At 45.1% G+C, this 16,674-nt stretch carries 17 protein-coding genes; 7 read left to right on the forward strand and 10 right to left on the reverse strand.

What is annotated here, in order from left to right; translation table 11 throughout:
• Positions 1-6: 6 nt before the first annotated feature.
• Genes CQS04_RS07435 through CQS04_RS07460 form a run of 6 tightly spaced genes read right to left on the reverse strand, consistent with a single transcriptional unit; the run spans position 7 to position 7,502 of the window.
• Positions 7-849 carry a DUF58 domain-containing protein gene (locus CQS04_RS07435; RefSeq protein WP_165775491.1) on the reverse strand — a complete coding sequence of 281 codons (843 nt, stop codon included), beginning with the start codon at positions 847-849 and terminating at the stop codon, positions 7-9.
• 39 nt (positions 850-888) lie between these two features.
• Positions 889-1,872 carry an AAA family ATPase gene (locus CQS04_RS07440; protein ID WP_100353529.1) on the reverse strand — a complete coding sequence of 328 codons (984 nt, stop codon included), beginning with the start codon at positions 1,870-1,872 and terminating at the stop codon, positions 889-891.
• Positions 1,873-1,882: 10 nt separating this feature from the next.
• The gene (locus CQS04_RS13780; RefSeq protein ID WP_100353530.1) at positions 1,883-3,298 is read right to left on the reverse strand and encodes a hypothetical protein; all 1,416 of its coding nucleotides are present in this window, start codon (positions 3,296-3,298) and stop codon (positions 1,883-1,885) included.
• A gap of 15 nt (positions 3,299-3,313) precedes the next feature.
• Positions 3,314-4,153 (reverse strand): ABC transporter permease, encoded by an 840-nt coding sequence (locus tag CQS04_RS07450; protein WP_100353531.1) that lies wholly within the window; start codon positions 4,151-4,153, stop codon positions 3,314-3,316.
• Complete coding sequence (locus tag CQS04_RS07455) at positions 4,150-5,085, reverse strand: ABC transporter ATP-binding protein (protein WP_100353532.1); 936 nt, start codon at positions 5,083-5,085, stop codon at positions 4,150-4,152. Before CQS04_RS07455 ends, CQS04_RS07450 begins: the two co-directional genes overlap by 4 nt.
• Positions 5,082-7,502, reverse strand: a complete 2,421-nt coding sequence (locus CQS04_RS07460; protein ID WP_100353533.1) for a cupredoxin domain-containing protein — start codon at positions 7,500-7,502, stop codon at positions 5,082-5,084. Before CQS04_RS07460 ends, CQS04_RS07455 begins: the two co-directional genes overlap by 4 nt.
• 289 nt (positions 7,503-7,791) lie before the next feature.
• On the opposite strand from CQS04_RS07460, the gene CQS04_RS07465 reads away from it, so the two are divergent.
• Positions 7,792-8,841, forward strand: a complete 1,050-nt coding sequence (locus CQS04_RS07465) for a CAP and S-layer homology domain-containing protein (RefSeq protein WP_100353534.1) — start codon at positions 7,792-7,794, stop codon at positions 8,839-8,841.
• A gap of 76 nt (positions 8,842-8,917) precedes the next feature.
• Here CQS04_RS07465 and CQS04_RS07470 read toward each other — a convergent pair whose 3' ends face one another.
• The 3 genes from CQS04_RS07470 to CQS04_RS07480 form a co-directional block, all read right to left on the reverse strand.
• On the reverse strand, positions 8,918-9,139 hold the full coding sequence (locus CQS04_RS07470; RefSeq protein WP_100353535.1) for a hypothetical protein: 222 nt from the start codon (positions 9,137-9,139) through the stop codon (positions 8,918-8,920).
• Entirely contained in the window at positions 9,126-10,154 is a 1,029-nt protein-coding gene (locus tag CQS04_RS07475; RefSeq protein ID WP_100353536.1) for an NERD domain-containing protein, read from the reverse strand. Before CQS04_RS07475 ends, CQS04_RS07470 begins: the two co-directional genes overlap by 14 nt.
• A gap of 222 nt (positions 10,155-10,376) precedes the next feature.
• Positions 10,377-11,111, reverse strand: a complete 735-nt coding sequence (locus CQS04_RS07480; RefSeq protein ID WP_100353537.1) for a glucose 1-dehydrogenase — start codon at positions 11,109-11,111, stop codon at positions 10,377-10,379.
• A gap of 153 nt (positions 11,112-11,264) precedes the next feature.
• On the opposite strand from CQS04_RS07480, the gene CQS04_RS07485 reads away from it, so the two are divergent.
• A complete protein-coding gene (locus CQS04_RS07485) occupies positions 11,265-12,113 on the forward strand; it encodes a P-loop NTPase family protein (RefSeq protein WP_100353538.1) in 849 nt (282 codons plus the stop codon).
• The gene (locus CQS04_RS07490; RefSeq protein ID WP_100353539.1) at positions 12,114-12,419 is read left to right on the forward strand and encodes a putative quinol monooxygenase; all 306 of its coding nucleotides are present in this window, start codon (positions 12,114-12,116) and stop codon (positions 12,417-12,419) included.
• 158 nt (positions 12,420-12,577) lie between these two features.
• Here the strand turns inward: CQS04_RS07490 and CQS04_RS07495 are convergent, their stop codons facing one another.
• Complete coding sequence (locus CQS04_RS07495) at positions 12,578-13,249, reverse strand: serine/threonine protein kinase (RefSeq protein ID WP_100353540.1); 672 nt, start codon at positions 13,247-13,249, stop codon at positions 12,578-12,580.
• Between the two features lie 184 nt (positions 13,250-13,433).
• Here CQS04_RS07495 and CQS04_RS07500 point away from each other — a divergent pair, with 184 nt between their 5' ends.
• The 4 genes from CQS04_RS07500 (at position 13,434) to CQS04_RS07520 (ending at position 16,626) form a co-directional block, all read left to right on the forward strand.
• The gene (locus CQS04_RS07500; RefSeq protein WP_100353820.1) at positions 13,434-13,925 is read left to right on the forward strand and encodes a cupin domain-containing protein; all 492 of its coding nucleotides are present in this window, start codon (positions 13,434-13,436) and stop codon (positions 13,923-13,925) included.
• Positions 13,926-14,021: 96 nt separating this feature from the next.
• On the forward strand, positions 14,022-14,561 hold the full coding sequence (locus CQS04_RS07505) for a hypothetical protein (RefSeq protein WP_100353541.1): 540 nt from the start codon (positions 14,022-14,024) through the stop codon (positions 14,559-14,561).
• A 362-nt stretch (positions 14,562-14,923) separates the two neighbouring features.
• Positions 14,924-15,676, forward strand: a complete 753-nt coding sequence (locus tag CQS04_RS07515) for an SDR family NAD(P)-dependent oxidoreductase (RefSeq protein WP_100353543.1) — start codon at positions 14,924-14,926, stop codon at positions 15,674-15,676.
• Between the two features lie 137 nt (positions 15,677-15,813).
• Entirely contained in the window at positions 15,814-16,626 is an 813-nt protein-coding gene (locus CQS04_RS07520; protein ID WP_100353544.1) for a carbon-nitrogen hydrolase family protein, read from the forward strand.
• The last annotated feature ends 48 nt before the right edge of the window (positions 16,627-16,674 follow it).

Genomic DNA, 16,674 nt, shown 5'->3' on the forward strand with positions numbered 1-16,674 from the left:
GTCACCTCATCGTATCCACTGAAAACGAACAAATTGCTGCAGAGCAGCCGTCAGGAAATCGGGCTGGCTCGGCAAGAACAGGATATGGTGCCCGTAGCGGTTTGCGAGCTGTTCCATTTGTTCAAAATGGCTCTTTCGTTTGGTTTCGTAGCGCTTGATCATGTCATGTGTCACGGTCACATTGAGGCTCGACGTGGACTCTTTGTCGACGAGTAAATAATCGCCGTAATACTCCGGATCTTGCTCTTCTTGTGACGACACCACGACAAAGCGAATGTCTTTCGGTCGGCGTGTCAATTGTTGGCACGTCTTTTCAAACTGTTCGATCGGCTCGAGGCCATCTGTGATGATGAATATACTTCCGGCATCTTTCGGGAGCTGTTGCACCAGGTCCTCTAGAAACGGTTCGTTTCTTGTAACCGGTGTGAGCTCCTCAACTTTTTGCTGGAACAAGTGGCGGTACATAGAGCCTTTCTTGCGAAACGTCTGGAGACGCTCGTCTTGTTTGGCTGAAAACGACAATGCGTCGTCATGGGAAAGTACGAGGTAGCCGAACAGTGCCGCGACTTGACGAGCATGTAGCCATTTGTCTTCTTCACCCATTGAAGGAGTCGTATCCAGAACGATATGGACACGCATCTCTTCTTCATCTAAAAACCGTTTAATAAATAATTTATCCGTGCGGGCATAAACGTTCCAGTCGATCTGACGCACATCGTCACCAGCTTCATAGACCCGGAAGTCCGAGAAGTCGAGGGAGGAACCATAGCGTTTGGAAGCATGGGTCCCGCGACGGCCGCTGACGTGGCGTTTGCCGTTTACGAGTCGGTAATTTGCGAGCTTGTTCATGCTCGAGCTAGTCAACAGTGGGGACATCAGCTTTCCTCCTTACGACTTCGCGAGTTCATCGACCATTTGATCGAGTACGAGGTCTGGTGTCAGTCCAGTCGCTTCTGCTTCGTAGTTTAAGCGGATACGGTGACGCAATACGGGTTTTACAGACTGTTTGATATCGGCAATCGAGACATGGACGCGACCTGCTAAAAAGGCACGAGCCTTTGCAATCCGAATCAAACTCTGCAAGCCACGTGGTCCGCTTCCGAACTGAACATAGCGTTTAATCGACTCAACTGAAGACGTCTCCGGATGAGTAGCAGTAATGACGTCGATTGCGTAATCCATCAAGTCGTCTGCTAATAGGACATGCTTTACCATCTGCTGCGCCGCACGAATTTCGAATGTGGTGAGGACTTGCTTCAGCTCTGTCTTTTCAGCACCCGTCGTGCGCATCATGATTTCTTTTAACTCTTGTTTTGAAGGGTACGGTAGCACCACTTTACATAAGAATCGGTCAACTTGAGCTTCAGGAAGAGGGTATGTTCCTTCCATTTCAATCGGGTTCTGCGTCGCAAGGACGAAGAACGGGTCTTCCATCTGGCGGGTCTCACCAAGTACCGTCACCGTGTGTTCACCCATGGCTTCAAGAAGCGCACTCTGAGTTTTAGGAGTCGCCCGGTTGATCTCATCGGCTAGGACCAGTTGATGGAAAAGAGGCCCTTTTTTGAAGACGAAATCGGTCTTGCCGTCATCGCTTCGTTCAATCATGCTTGTTCCGGTGATATCAGCAGGCATCAAGTCCGGTGTGAACTGGATACGGGAGAACGACAGATCACAGACTTGACCGATTGTACGGATCAGCATCGTTTTCCCGAGACCCGGTAGACCTTCAAGAAGTGTGTGACCACCTGCGACCATCGCTAGAACCGTATAATCGATGGCTTCAGACTGCCCGACGATGAACTTGCTGATCTCGTCTTTTGCTTGTGCAAACTTGTTGCTCATATCTTCGAATTGTTCTGGTGTGTATGTCATAGTTCCTCCATTAATCACTTGTTTGAATTGACGTAAAGTACGATTGCACATAGTTTTGCAGGTCCGCAGGGAGCTGCAGACGTTCTGTTGATTGGCGGTAATACGGTGCGTAATCGCCTACAACTTCTTGGTAGGGACGGACCGAGCCCTTAGTAACTGGTGACGGTCCTTCTTGTTCACCGACGGCTTGCCCACTACCCAGTTTTCCACCGTCTGTCGTTGTGTCGCCAGGCTGCCCAATACGTTTTGGCACAGCGACAAGTGAGCGGTCGCCTTGTCCAGTGCCGGCACCCTGCCCTTGACCAGAGCCTTGGCCTTGTCCAGAACCAGAACCTTGCCCTGAACCGGATCCAGAGCCAGAACCAGACCCTTGGCCCTGACCCTGTCCTTGTCCAGAACCTTGCCCCTGCCCTTGGCCTTCTCCTTCACCCTGACCTTCGCCTTCACCCTGACCTTCGCCCTCGCCTTCTCCTTGCTCTTGACCCTCGCCAGGTTGACCTTCACCAGATTCGGTTGGTGTCTGGTTCTGTCCTTGCTGTTGCTCACCTGTCTGGCTCGTTGTAGCGAGTTGACTAGGGGTAGAGAGGGGCTGACCGATCTTGGCCATCGCACTTTGAGCAGCGTTCATCTCTTTAGAGAGTGCATCGATAGAAGCCGTCAGTTCTTCTAATTGTTTTTGTTCTTCTGCAGTCAGACTGTCACTGGATTTTCCGTCAGCTACGTCTTGCTGTTTTTTCACAAGCTGCGCTTTCTTCAGCTCCAGCTCTTTTTTCGTTTTCGTGACTTTCTCCCAAGCGGCTTTGGCGGTCTCCGCTTTTTTCAGGTCTTTCTCGAGCTCCGCGACTTTTTTCTTGATCTCAGGAGTCGTCACTTTTTTATCGACTTTTTCGGCTTCTTTCTCGAGCTTCTCGACAACCGCTTTATCGACTTCTAAGTCTTTCGCAGCAAGCTGATCGTCAGAAGGAAGTAGCAGACTGACAAACCCGGCAGCAAGGAAAAAGAAGGCCAGTAGCAAGTGACGTGGGTTTACCGAATACCGGACCGTTTGCTTAAAGTGCTCGGCAGCAGAAGGTAACTGCTTGTTCACATGAGCTTCGATGTGTTCGACCAGCGGACCATCTTCTGTCGTCTGAGCGACCGTGATAAACGCGTTGTCTGAAAAACTCGCATCAAACGTGCGAAGAGATTCAAGTTTAGACGGACGACCGCGCATCAAGTAAGCGAAATACCCGCCCCCGACAAGAAGTGCTGCTAGAATAGCAATCCATTCAAAATAGACGAGTACGAAGAAGCGCGACAACAGAAGAACCGTACACCACGTGATGGCTGCAGCGATAAGAGCTGATTGAACCTGCTCGAGCGCAAACACACGGACAAGACGCCCGTGTGCTCTTCGGATGAACGGTTCCCATTTTGGATTTGTCATGAGTCGACCTCTCCTTTAGCGCATTTTCCCCATGTTGACACGCAATTTTTTGATAGCAATGAGTAGTGATACAAAGATGATCAGTAAATAGAATCCGACGTAAATGATCCAGCCAGGGAAGTTCACTTGTGTGATCTGCGTCAAGAATTGACTGCCTTCAGGGCTGACGAATGAGAAAATCATCATCGGCGGGTTAATGCTCGCCCAGAAGTGAGCGAACAGGGATGGTGACTGTACCGCACTTGTAAATCCAGATTGGATAGCTAGAACGAAGAAGAATGCGGTCACACCTGTCAAGAACAGCATCGAACCATATGTCGCAATCATTGACACGATGGTCTTTTTCGTTACAGTGGAATACATGATTCCAAGACTTCCAATAGCTACTACGGTTAACAAGAAGAACAAGAAAATCACTGCGAGTTGCCCCGGTGATACGCCTCCAAACAAGAACACCAAGCTATAAATGGGAAGTCCAGACACCAGCATCAGTAGTAAGAATGCGATAGATGCGGCAAGCTTACCGATAATGATTTGCCACGAACGTTGTGAAGTCGTAAGTAAAATCGTCAGCGTCTGTTTCTCTCGCTCCGTACTGATCGTGCCTGCAGTAAGTCCTGGTGTGATAAATAAAATCAGAGCGAGCTGAATGTATGTCAGCACGATGAACATAAAGTAACTCTCGTCCGGGCGGAAGAAGCCAGAACCGGTCATATTGGTGGCTAAGAAGATCATCCCGAACACGAAAATACTCATTGCGAGTAGATAAAACGTCAGCCCAAGAGAACTTTTAACGCTACGAAAACGCAGCTTCAGCTCTTTGATGAGGACGGGATTGTAAAGTAGTTCCCTCATTTCATTTCCACTCCTTTCGTGATTTCCATGAAGACATCTTCAAGGTCCGTCTCTGCTTGAGAGAACGTGATGATCGGTAAGTCTTTTAAAATAGCAGTTTTAAGCAGCGCCATCTGCTCCTCGTCAGACCCTCGGTACGAGAACTTCACAAGGGAGCGACGCTCGTCTACAGTAACGTTTGATACAAATGGCTGTTCTTCGATAAAGGACACGAATCCAGTCAAGTCTCCAAGAAGATGGACCGATACCGGACGTTCGTTTTGGAGCTGTTCATGAATTTCCGCAACGCTTCCGTGCGCGACAAGCTGTCCACCGTCAATGACGCCGATCTCGTCACACATCTCCGCAAGTTCAGGAAGGATGTGAGAGGAAATCAAAATCGTCTTGCCCATACTTTTCAACTGCTTCAAAATGTCTCGCATCTCGACGCGAGCTCGTGGGTCAAGACCTGAAGCTGGCTCATCAAGAATCAACACAGAAGGGTTGTGAATCAATGCGCGTGCTAAACACAGACGCTGCTTCATTCCTCGTGACAACAAGTCAACGTATTCGTAGCGTTTATGCGTCAAGTTCACCAGTTCTAAAAGTTCAGGTATCAACTTTTCCCGTTCTTTCGCAGGAATCCCGTAGCTTGCACCATAAAAGTCGAGGTACTCATCAGCTTTCAGTTGGTCGTAGACTCCGAAGAAGTCGGGCATGTAACCGATCTGTTTACGCACTTCGTGTGGCTCGTTGCGAACGCTCTTGCCGTTGATTAGCGCATCACCTTTTGTAGGCTGTAAGAGGGTTGCGAGAATCGAAAATGTCGTCGATTTTCCTGCACCGTTCGCTCCAACGAATCCAAACACGACGCCTTCTTTGATGGAGAGGTTCAGGTCATTCAAGGCATAAAAATTGCCATATTTTCTAGTCAATCCTGTGATTTCAATCATGGTGCCACCTCGCCAATCAATTCGATAGTAGGAAGTTTCATCATATCGTTCATTCCATTGCTTTGTTTAATTAGACGTAGCTTGATCATTCCCGTTTCATCAATATAATCCTCTACGTTTTCTTTGACGACTGTTGACGTCTCCGTCAATTCTGTGTACTCTTTCGTCTTTTGATTGTAGAGTTCTAGAGTCAGGACTGTACGGTTCTGATTGCGAATCTTCAGTTCTTTCCACGAGATGTCGCCTTCTACAATCTTTTCAGGTAGCGTCACATCAAAATCGAACTCGCCGTTTTCGATGTACCACATGTTGTTCATCGGGTCATCAAGACTTGCGTAAGCAGAATCTGAATAGAGCGAAACATCTAGCATTGCAGAAGGAAGTGTAAACGTACCCTGTACGAGAGTTTCGGATTCGAATGGTTGAATAATCAAGTTGATAGCGTCCATCTCAGCGCGCTCATCTTGAATCTGAATCGGCACGATAGGTTCACTCGCAGTCGCAACGATTAAAGGCGTAGTTTTTTCATTCATAGACATCATGTTGCTGTAGGCAGCTACTAAGGCTTTATGGCGTTCTTCCGGAAGCTGGGCTGCTGACTGAACAGGTCCACCGTAGCCGTACCCACCGCCATAGTTCTGACTTCCTTTGGCAGGGAGCATAATTCCACCTTTGAATTTCGCATTGACGTCAATCGTAGCACCAGCATCGATGTCTCCTAAATCGATCTTTTGGGCACCAGTCCAAATCTGCACATTTTTTAAAGCGAACGGGAAGGTGTTCTCGATTGTCCCGGAAATCGTGTCTGAATTGTTCTCAATTTTAATATTGAGTTTTCCGAGTGAAGGGATCTTCGATTCTCCAACTACAGTCGAAGTCGACCAGTACCCGACATTACGCAAAGTTAGTGCTGGTTTGTCTGCTTCGTTTTCTAAAATAGATTCAGTACGTGTATTCGTTGAGATGCCGCTGAAGCTTGAGTTTTTCCAAGTAGACATCGTTGTGCCTTGATCCGCTTCGAGTGTGAACTCACCGCTGCGGTTTGATAATAGCGTTTCAACGTAATAGCCGCTCATCGACCCGTCGTCCGCGACTTCGTAAAAGCTCAGTTGTTGCACCTGTGGTTTCAACAGACGGTCACGTGCACCATATGCGAAGATCGCAATCGATGTGACAATCGCAATCGTCGGGATGATCCACCACGCATGCTCGCGTTTGTCTTTCCGTTTTAATAGGAAGTAAAGCAGTGGTCCTACTAATAAGAAATAGACAAAGATGATGAGGGCGATACCGCCAGTGGAGACTTGGAACGATGGGAACAACTCATTCATATACACAGTATCGTATCCAAGTGTCTCGTAACCTGAGTTACCATAATAAACGTTTGTTGGCATGGAGATAAGTTTTGACTGATTAAACAACACAGAAAGAAGTTCGTCGTAGCCTTTTTCAGAAGCTAGTGGTTGATCTCCGAGTGAGAATGCCGTCTGGATGATAGCTCCTTCATTGACGCGCTTCATAGCGACAACAGGTGTTGATTCAACGTTCCAAACACTTGTAGAGCCTTCTTTAATAGAAGCTTTTTGGATTGTGATAGGTTTTGTTAGATCTTCTGTTTTGGCAAAGCTTTTTGCAGCATCAACAGAAACGGTTGTTGTTTCGTTTGATACTTCGAGCGGTAAGAATTCACTCAGTGCCCCGAATTCCGCGATTCCTTTATCCGTAGCACCAGCGATGACGATTCCGCCATCTTTCACCCAGTCGAGAAGGGCTTGTTGCTGGGCTTCGGGCCAGTCAGCAATCGAATATTCATCGATGAGTAAGACGTTGGCCATTTCCCAGTCTTCTTTTGTAGAAGGAAGCGGTTGGTTGTTCTTCAGTTGGTTTAAAGCGATGATCTCATTGTTCATGCCTTGTTGGAGTTTGACACTGCGAAGTGAACCGAGGCGGTCGGCAGACTCCGTCAGCGTGAACATAAAAAAGCTGTCATCGGCAAAGTAGCTTGGACGTAAAGTTTTGTCGCCTTTAAAAGAAATTTCTTTGCCGTCTTTCCAGCCGTCTTCATATAAGAAAAATAATTGCGTGTTGGTTCCGGTGTACATAAAGTCTTCGGCAAGTGAGCTCAGGCTGAGTTGAATGGTCTTCGTCTCGCCAGCTGCGAGAGTGATGGGTAGGGCCCGTGCAGTACCCACTTCGTAAGATTCTGGTGTATCAATGACCAGGTCACCTGTAAAATCGTCTCCTTGGTTTTCAAGGGTCAGGGTGATTGGTACACCTTTACCGTATTTAATTTTGTTGTCGTATCCGGCAGTTGCTTTAATGGAAATCTGTGCATCAGCAAACGCAGCGGATGGACCGAGGAAGAGGCTCATCACTAGAACGAGGATGAGACCGAGTCCGGCCAGTGGTTTTCTCATGTAAATAGTCCCCCTTGGTATCTTTTTCTATGTCTATCTTAGTACATAACGATTTAGGAAGAATTTAGTTTCAAGAAATTTCAATTTTTTTGGTAGTGGGGGCGGGGGTATTGGGACATGGTTTGAGGCGGTGAAGTCCGAGGAAGAAGTTGTGAAGTCCTGGGAAGAATCTTTGAAGTCCGCTTAGGGCAGCTCGAAGTCCTTGTAGAATGCTGTTGGTCTAACTACTGCCAAAATAGTTCTTCGGAATATGGTATAATAAGGGAATGTTCAACGAAGGAGGACAACGATGAAACGAATAGAACTTACTTTACTAGTAGGTATATGTAGTTTTTTCTTAGTCATGGGATCGGCAAGTGCCGCAGGATTTTCAGATGTCACTCAAAAGCAATGGTTTTATCAAGATGTGATGGAACTTACGGAACAAGGAATCATTGCAGGTTTTGAAGATGGGACGTTTCGACCTTATCAAGAAGTCACGCGAGCGCAGGCTGCTATATTGATTCACGGGGCTCTAAGTACGAAAAACACAACGACCTTTACTCCAAAAATGACAGATGTTTCGAGTAATCACTGGGCGTATGATGAAATCTCAGTGCTCATTGAACTTGGAATTTTAGATAATGCAGAAAAATTCAATCCGAATCGGGAATTAACTCGTGCGGAACTTGCGCGTATTTTAGTGGACGGTTTCAATTTAACAGAGACTGCGTCTAAACAGTTTGATGACGTGCCAAAAACGGCCTGGTTTGCGAGTTATGTAAATAAACTGTACGCTGCAGGAATTACAGTGGGCAAGACAGAGACTCAATTTGATCCACAAGGCAATGTGACAAGAGCGGAGATTGCTGCTTTTGTGGCACGGACTCTCGCCTATAAAAATCCACCTGCCTATGATTTTTCGATGTTCTCAGCAGCCTATCAAAAAGAAGCAGCGCTAAAAAGTATGGAGCGCGTGAAGCTTGAGCGTAGTAAAGCAGGAGTTCAGACGATTGTTTGGGATCCGGAAATGGCGAGATTTGCTCAGTGGAAGGCAGAAGACATGGCGAAGAAAGGCTACTTCAGCCACACGACGCCAGAAGGAAGAACGTTTGGGGAGCAGCTCAAAGATTTCAACATTTCTTACGGGAGCGCAAGTGAAAACATTGCATATACCTATTCGACAGATACAACCCAAGTCTACAATCTCTGGATGGACAGCCCTGGCCACAAAGCGAATATCTTGAAACGGTACACCAACACACGTGGACAAGAAGTGACAGCTGGGTTTGGTGCAGGGATTGCGAAAGCCTCAGATGGAAAGTATTACTGGGTAAATGTGTTTCGTGATGCACGGTAATCAGAGAAATACAAAAAGTGGTCCGAATTTCTGGGCCACTTTTTTCATACATAAATTTGACTGAGAATTCCAATAGTTACGATTTCCGGCCCATTACAAAGCTCGCCAAAAAGAACACTCCGATACCCGCTACCATTATATAGAGCGAATCACTTACCTTAAAAGTCTTAATAAATTCAAAAATCGAGTGGAAGAACAACGCACTTAGTAGAAAGTAAAAACTGAGAGGAAGTGCTTTTTCAGTCCCTTCGACTTCCTGTTCGGTCATCTTCCGAAAGAATAGATTACTGGTTTTCATAAAATGTTTCCTTTCCGTGAAGTAGGTCTAGTAACGTCTTCCCGAATTCCTCAATCTTCTTAGGTCCGAGGCCCGGAACCTCCAGTAGCTGATCTGTGTCACGGGGCTGCATCTCTAAAAGTGAATCAAGCGTTTGATTATTGAAGATATGATAGGCTTTTCGATTGGTTTGTCTCGAGTAATGTAAGCGGAATGCAGTTAGACTTGCTTTTTGATCCTCTCGAGATATGAAGGCCACGCTCTCTTCTACTGCTGGCGTTACACCTTGCAGTCTGTAACTAGTAGAGTCAAACATAAGTGGTTTCCGATATTCCAAAATCCGGTCAGCAATCATATAGATTTTCTGATCCGGCAGATTTACAGGAGATTTTAAATCAAGCTTGGCTTTGAAATACTGCTTGATTTGATCATGACGAATAACGTTTTGTTGAATGTCAGCAGGTGCTTTTTTCGCTACATCAATGATGGTCTTTGGATTTGCGAATGTCACTGCGTGGTAGAGAGGAACGCTTTGAATCATATCGGTTTCCTTCAGAAGTTTCTCCAAAATGGCAACATGCCGCTCAACTTGGTTGATAGGGCTATACATTCCCTCTTTAGAGACGATGCGATTGTTTCTCGTGATGATTCGCTGAAATTCTCCTTTTTCAGTGATGTGAATGTTTCCAAATAGCTTTTTGACTTCGAGCACGAGGATGAATTTTCGAGTCAAGATGACAAAGTCGAGTTGTGCTTTGAGACCTTTGTATTCAATCGGAACATCGTGAAGAATCACTAATGGCAGAAGGGAATGTTCAAGCTCGAACAATACTGATTTTTCACCAGAATCCCCAATCGCAAAAAGCTTTTGATGCTCTTCGACCTTTTTCTGATCTATAAATGCCTCATCTGATAAGGCTAACTGACCAAGTTCGGCAAGAAGGGAAGAAGTGTATTTGGAATCAAAATAAAGCTTAGGTTCTTTCAGTTCCCACTTGTCGGTCAAGGCCAAGTAGGCATTCTTTAAAAAAGACATAACACTCCCACTTTCTGTAATTACTAGTTTGAGTATACCAGTTTGTAAGTCGCTGTCACATAAAGATTTCGTGAAAAAGCCTCCCAAAGTTGATAGGGAGGCATGAATGGTTCATTTACTTGTATGGTTATAGTTGTTTTCTACACAGCGAAGAAAATAAAGCATGTTGTGCGGACCACACATCGCTTTCCTTGGACAACACTACCAGTTCTGCTGACTAGCTTACTGAGCCGTCATCCCACCATCAATTACAAACTCAGAGCCTGTCGAGTAGCTTGATTCATCAGACGCAAGGAAGAGCACCATGTTTGAAACTTCCTCAGGCTGAGCTACACGTTTCATTGGAATATGTTTCGCAAATTCTTCGACTGCCGCTTTCGTATCTTCTTGGACGACCATAGGAGTCGCAATGACGCCTGGATGAACAGAATTCACTCGGATTCCAAGTGGTGCTAGGTTGATGGCTGCTGCTTTTGTCATACCTCGAACTGCGAATTTTGTATCCGTATAGCCGATTGCTCCAGCTACAAGACCGTTCATAGATGAGATGTTGACGATAGAACCGCCGCCTGCTTTGATCATAGAAGGAGCAACAGCTTTCATTCCGATGAACACAGAAACTTGGTTGATGTCCACAATCCGCTTGTATTCTTCGACCGTGACGTCCAGCATGTTTTTAGCCATTGTGATACCGGCATTATTGACGAGAACTTGGATGGGACCAAATGTAGCCTCGGTCTCTTCAACTACTCGTGCCCAGTCCGCTTCGCTTGTTACATTGTGAGAGATGAAATGAGCATTCTCTCCAAGTTCTGCTGCTAGAGCTTGCCCTTTCCCTTCGTTCAAATCAGTCAAAACAACCTTTGCACCGTGTTCGATGAAGAGGCGTGCGTGCGCAGCTCCCATACCTTGTGCTGCTCCGGTAATTAGTGCTACTTTCCCATTTAATCGATTCATTTCTAATTCGCTCCTTAAAACAATAATAAGAGATAACTAGAGTATAGCTCAAATTATTTTAATGTTAAACTATTTAGCTCTAAATGGTGTTTTGCCTAACTTTATATAGTAAGATACACTGATAAAAAATAGGGATAGAAAGAAGATGGAAAGATGGCTTCAAAGTTGATTTTGATTGAAGGATTACCAGGATCGGGAAAGTCGACGACAGCTTCGCTTGTAGAAGAAGTACTTCAACTTCAGAAGACAGAAGTTAGAGTTTTTTTAGAAGGAAATGCTCTGCATCCCGCTGACTTCGAAGGGGTAGCCTATATAGACCATGATCTTTTTGATAAGTTCGTTGAAACTCTTGGGGTCGCAAAAGAGGCAGTTTTTTTAAACTGCGAAGAACGAGATGACCACGTTTTAGTTCCGTATAAAGCTTTACAGGAAATACATCACATTGCCCTTGCAGATGAATGGGTACAGCTGTTTCAAAAGAGCGACGTCTATGAGTTGCCACTTGATCTGCATCAGCAACTCGTCAAAGAGAAATGGCAACAATTTGTGCAGTTCGCGTTGAAAGAGAATAAGACATTTGTGTTTGAGTGTGCCTTCATCCAAAATCCCATTACAGTCATGATGATCAAGTACGACAGACCAAATGAAGAAATTCTCTCGTATATAAAAGAATTAGAAGCAATAGTGGCTGAGCTCGATCCGATTTTACTTTATGTGGAACAAGAGAACTTCGAGTTGTCCTTTGGAAAGGCAGTAGAAGAGCGATCAATTGAGTGGCGCGACTTCTTTATTTGGTACTATACGTCTCAAGGCGTTGGCAAACGAGTAAAGGCAGAAGGAATAGAAGGTACTATAGAAGTCTTAAGACGAAGACAGATTGTAGAGCGTGAGGTATACAATCAATTATCAATAGGAAAAGTGCGATTAGATAATTCCGAGTTTGAAAGAGAAGTCATGAAACAAAAGCTTGAGAAAGCAATCCAATGCAAAGGAGTGGAGTAGATGGGGAAGTTTAGTCTTTTTGGAAAGTTTACAATAGAGGTTTCCAATCAAGAAAAATTAGTTACCATCTTATTAGAAGCAGCTGAGTCAATGCAAGCTGTTGAAGGGTGCACCATCTATATAGTAAGCGTGTCACCTGAAGAACCAGATGCCGTGTATGTTTATGAAGTTTGGGAAGATGAGGCGGCTCACCAGAACTCACTTACACTTGAAGTGACGCAAACATTAATTTCGAAAGCACGGCCTTTGATCACTGGAATGGAGCGTATTCGAACTCTAGAAGCACTTGGCGGTAAAGGTTTTTAAGTTATGAAGTCTTCATCCGATAAAAAAGTGGGTTATGCGGATTAGAAATAGATTTCCGCGGACAACGAAGTCAGGTACACGGACCAGAGAAATGTCTCCCAAGACAACAATAAAATACACACAAGAAAAGCTAGCTCAAAATCCAGAGCTGGCCTTTTCTATTTCTTAAACAAAAACTTCAATATCTTTGATGTGAACTCGTCATAAGAATTATGAGCTCCGTATTGGTTGTACCATTTCCGAACGGTCTCGACGATCCAGAAAGGAACTGAACTCCCGTCAATCAAGTGGTAGTACTGTTCATAGCCTCGCTTCAAATCTTCCCAGCGGTAGTCATTGCCTGGAAGAACATATTCCGAAACGTCTATAATTTTCGCACGTCCGTCTTGAAGTAAGACGTTTTTTAAATGAATGTCACGCGGATTAAGGCCTTTGCTTCGAACGTAGTCACGAGCAGCTTCGACGTCTTCGACAGCTTGCTTTGGAATATGGACTCCTTGCAAAATGCAATCGAATAGCGTGATGCCACCTTCATGACTCAGCACAAGTACATCTTCGTGCGCTGCATAACAAGTCGGAAAGAACGGAGAGTCCCCAATTTGAGAATAGACGTCCGCTTCAATCTGGACTTTATCAGTCTTACCTACTGCATATTTTTTGAATGCAAACTGAGGAGTCTCGGCAGATTGAAAGACTGCAGCATCCGTTCCGACTCCAATGCATGTTAAATTGTCGGTATCTCCACTGATTGTGACGGGTTCATTGTTCGGATGGGCCTCGACATGAATGTGTTTTAATGCTTCCAAGGCAGGTTGCCAAGCGTCAGTCATCGAGAACTCCTCCTTTATATTCGAATTTATGGATTAACTGAATCACAGAGTGCCAGATGTGATGAGAAAGACGACTTAAGAGGGCCCAAGCCAAATACGAAGTATGGAATACACTAAGCCTATGAACGAAGAAAGGATTTGATTCATGTATTATCTTCGGGTAGTCGCCCCTTGTCCACACTGTATGGCTTCTCTACAACATCAGACGCAGGCGAGCCATCAAACGTTCCATCCGTTCTCTTTGGCTCCGGTGCATCATCAGCATCGTACAGTGCTTCGAGACCACGGCCCGCATCCTTACGTAGTGAATATCGAGGAAGCCACACTTCAAAATGACAAATTTCGAACGGCTTTGTGGACAGGAGAACATCTTCAATTAACCCTGATGAGCATACCAGTGGGAGAGAGCATTGGACTCGAAGTGCATCCAAAAGTGGATCAGTTCATTCGCATTGAACAGGGGCAAGGGATAACGGAAATGGGCCCTTGTGAAGACCGAGTTACATTTCGAAGACGTGTTTCTGATGACGATGCGATCTTTGTTGCTGCAGGGTATTGGCACAATTTGATTAACACTGGAAACGTTCCGTTAAAATTGTATTCCATCTATGCCCCGCCTAATCATTCGTTTGGCACGGTTCATGTGACAAAAGAAGACGTGATGGAATCGTCTTGACTCTCTAAGTCTTATAAGTTTTCTATGCGACCTTGATACTTCAAGGTCGTTTTTTGTATGCTTGGAAAATGAAGAGAACATGAGGAGAAGATGGAAATGAAGATTAACTATGAACTGTCAGGCGTAGGTTGGATGACCTGCGGCTTTGAGGCAGATGGAATATCGGTTGAGTTTACTGCAAGTTACCTGACAGATGTCCTTGCTGATTTCTTGAAGGCAATTGGGGACTTGAGAGATTTGTTTGGAGAAGGCGCCATTCCTACAAAAGGCACTGGTTGTACTTGGGAGGGAGAGCCAGAGCAGCTGCATTGGAATTTTAGATTAAAAGATGATGACCTTCTTTCTATTCAAGTAGACTATCAAGAGGATGAGGGGCTAGAGAACAGTAAAAAGTGTTTGGTAATTACAGAGGTTCCTTATGATGAATTCGTTGAACTCGTTATCAATGCGCTAGATAAGCTAATCAAACAACACGGTCTTACGGGATATGTGGAGATGTGGCATGAACATCAGTTTCCCCTAAGTTCATTTTTAAAGTTGAAGCACTATGTGCTCCACGAATGTCCATACCCTATTAAAGAAGGTCGAAGCACATTAGCCTGTGATTTGAGCTTGTTGATGAAAGAAATGGAATGAAGTTGAGAATTAAGAATGATTTTTTTGTTTATTCATCCTTACTAGATGAAAAGCGAAAAGACTTAAAAAGGATACACCATATAAACTCAGAAACATCATTACCAAAAACATAGTCTTTTCGAATGAAGTGAAACCTAGTGTATCTGATGTGAAGAAGTCCGTAAACTGATATGCACCAAGAGTGAGTGCAGCAGCCACTATAGGGACGATAAGGAGTTGCTTTAAGGCTTCGGATTTCAATGAAAAAACCTCGCTTTCAATACCTTTTATTACCACTATACCATCAAGCAAATCATTTCTCCCTCACGACTCACTAGGGGTACACTCAAAGGGTAGTGATTTCGGATGAAGGAGGAAGAACAATGAGCAAAGTAGCGATCATCACAGGTGCAGGTAGTGGAATCGGGCAGGCAACAGCGTTTCGCTTGGCCAAAGAAGGCGTGAATATTTCGGTAGTGGATATCAACGAAGAACATGGGAACGCAACCGTCGATAAGCTGAAAGAACACGGTGTGGACGCGATTTTTGTGAAAGCCGATGTGTCTAAAGTAGAAGACGTCAAAAACTACGTAGACAAAACGGTTGAGCATTTTGGTCAAATTGATTATTTCTTCAACAATGCAGGAATCTCAGGGAGCGGGAAGTATTTTTTAGATACGGATATCAGTGAAATTGAACAGATCGTAGGGATTAACCTTCTCGGTGCATTGTACGGCATTCGCTACGTGGCAGAAGTCATGGTGAAAAATGGCGGAGGATCGATTGTTAACACGTCATCCAGTGCCGGTGTAATCGGACAGAACACGGTTGTGACATACTCAGCGACGAAGCACGCTATCGTAGGAATTACGAAAAGCTTAGTGGCCGAGTACGGTCAGAAAGGCCTTCGCGTGAATGCGGTAGCTCCAGGGCCAACTGAAACCCCAATGGTGAAAGCTTACTTCGATGCGAATCCAGTAATGAAAGAAGCCGCATCAAAAGGTATTCCACAACAGCGCCTTGGAACTTCTGAAGAGGTGGCGGAGCTCGTTACCTTTTTGCTGACATCACCAGCACAATATGTGAACGGGGAAGTCATCGCGATTGATGGTGGTTTTACGAATACGAAGTTTTAAGAATATATGAACTAATTATCGACCTTGCGAGTTATCGTGAGGTCGATTTTTTGTTTAAGAAAGATTTATTCTGATACTATACAAAAAATTTCCAGAAAGGTAGACTAGGGGGAAAGTGTTTCGAAGGAGTGAATTTCATGAAAACAGCAGTCGTACAGATGAATTCTAAACAAGACAAGCAGCACAACCTACAAGTGATTGAATCCTATATACGAGAAGCAGCAGGTAAAGGAGCTGAGTTGATTGCGCTCCCAGAAAACTGCAACTTTTTAGGAACTAGTGAAGACAACATTCAGTTAGCTGAAGAAATTCCTGGTGGAGAAACGTCCACGCTATTTTCGAATTTAGCGAAAGAGTTGGGAGTCTATATTCATGCTGGAAGTATTTCGGAACGCTTTTCAGAAGAGAAGTCTTATAATACGAGCTTTGTGGTGAATCCAGAAGGGGAAATCATCAGTACGTATCGAAAGATTCATTTATTTGATATCGGCATTGAAGGGCAGTCGACTTACAAAGAATCCGATTCAATCGAAGCAGGAAATGAGGGGGCCATTGTTGAGTTGCCTTGCGGTGAGGCGGGGATGAGCATTTGTTATGATTTGCGGTTTCCAGAACTCTATCGGGATTATGCCCTAAAGGGAGCGAAAGTGTTGTTCGTACCAGCAGCATTTACTCGCTACACAGGCATGCTGCACTGGGAAGTTCTTCTTCGCGCTCGGGCAATCGAAAACCAGTGTTATGTGATTGCCGCAGGGCAGTTTGGAACGTATTTACCTGGGAAAGAGTGCTACGGGAACAGCATGATCATCGATCCGTGGGGGACTGTGGTGACTCGAGCGTCTGAAGGTATTGGAATTGCGATGGCAGAGCTGGATATGAAGCTTGTGGAGAGCGCGCGGTCGAGTATTCCATGCTTGCAGCATCGTCGGGAAGACGTGTACGGCGGGTGAGCGGTCGTTCTTCTACTAGATGGAAGAATTAATCTGCTAGAAGATGAA

This window comes from Chryseomicrobium excrementi (genome assembly GCF_002798305.1).
Lineage (GTDB): Bacteria > Bacillota > Bacilli > Bacillales_A > Planococcaceae > Chryseomicrobium > Chryseomicrobium excrementi.

Bases quoted from the DNA above. Each gene is read 5' to 3' on its own strand.
- CQS04_RS07440 (WP_100353529.1), bottom strand. From the start codon at position 1,872: ATGACATACACACCAGAACAATTCGAAGATATGAGCAACAAGTTTGCA.
- CQS04_RS07495 (WP_100353540.1), bottom strand. From the start codon at position 13,249: ATGACTGACGCTTGGCAACCTGCCTTGGAAGCATTAAAACACATTCAT.
- CQS04_RS07480 (WP_100353537.1), bottom strand. From the start codon at position 11,111: ATGAATCGATTAAATGGGAAAGTAGCACTAATTACCGGAGCAGCACAA.
- CQS04_RS07455 (WP_100353532.1), bottom strand. From the start codon at position 5,085: ATGATTGAAATCACAGGATTGACTAGAAAATATGGCAATTTTTATGCC.
- CQS04_RS07470 (WP_100353535.1), bottom strand. From the start codon at position 9,139: ATGAAAACCAGTAATCTATTCTTTCGGAAGATGACCGAACAGGAAGTC.
- CQS04_RS07520 (WP_100353544.1), top strand. From the start codon at position 15,814: ATGAAAACAGCAGTCGTACAGATGAATTCTAAACAAGACAAGCAGCAC.
- CQS04_RS07435 (WP_165775491.1), bottom strand. From the start codon at position 849: ATGAACAAGCTCGCAAATTACCGACTCGTAAACGGCAAACGCCACGTC.
- CQS04_RS07505 (WP_100353541.1), top strand. From the start codon at position 14,022: ATGAAGATTAACTATGAACTGTCAGGCGTAGGTTGGATGACCTGCGGC.
- CQS04_RS07475 (WP_100353536.1), bottom strand. From the start codon at position 10,154: ATGTCTTTTTTAAAGAATGCCTACTTGGCCTTGACCGACAAGTGGGAA.
- CQS04_RS07465 (WP_100353534.1), top strand. From the start codon at position 7,792: ATGAAACGAATAGAACTTACTTTACTAGTAGGTATATGTAGTTTTTTC.
- CQS04_RS07490 (WP_100353539.1), top strand. From the start codon at position 12,114: ATGGGGAAGTTTAGTCTTTTTGGAAAGTTTACAATAGAGGTTTCCAAT.
- CQS04_RS13780 (WP_100353530.1), bottom strand. From the start codon at position 3,298: ATGACAAATCCAAAATGGGAACCGTTCATCCGAAGAGCACACGGGCGT.
- CQS04_RS07500 (WP_100353820.1), top strand. From the start codon at position 13,434: ATGGCTTCTCTACAACATCAGACGCAGGCGAGCCATCAAACGTTCCAT.
- CQS04_RS07450 (WP_100353531.1), bottom strand. From the start codon at position 4,153: ATGAGGGAACTACTTTACAATCCCGTCCTCATCAAAGAGCTGAAGCTG.
- CQS04_RS07460 (WP_100353533.1), bottom strand. From the start codon at position 7,502: ATGAGAAAACCACTGGCCGGACTCGGTCTCATCCTCGTTCTAGTGATG.
- CQS04_RS07515 (WP_100353543.1), top strand. From the start codon at position 14,924: ATGAGCAAAGTAGCGATCATCACAGGTGCAGGTAGTGGAATCGGGCAG.
- CQS04_RS07485 (WP_100353538.1), top strand. From the start codon at position 11,265: ATGGCTTCAAAGTTGATTTTGATTGAAGGATTACCAGGATCGGGAAAG.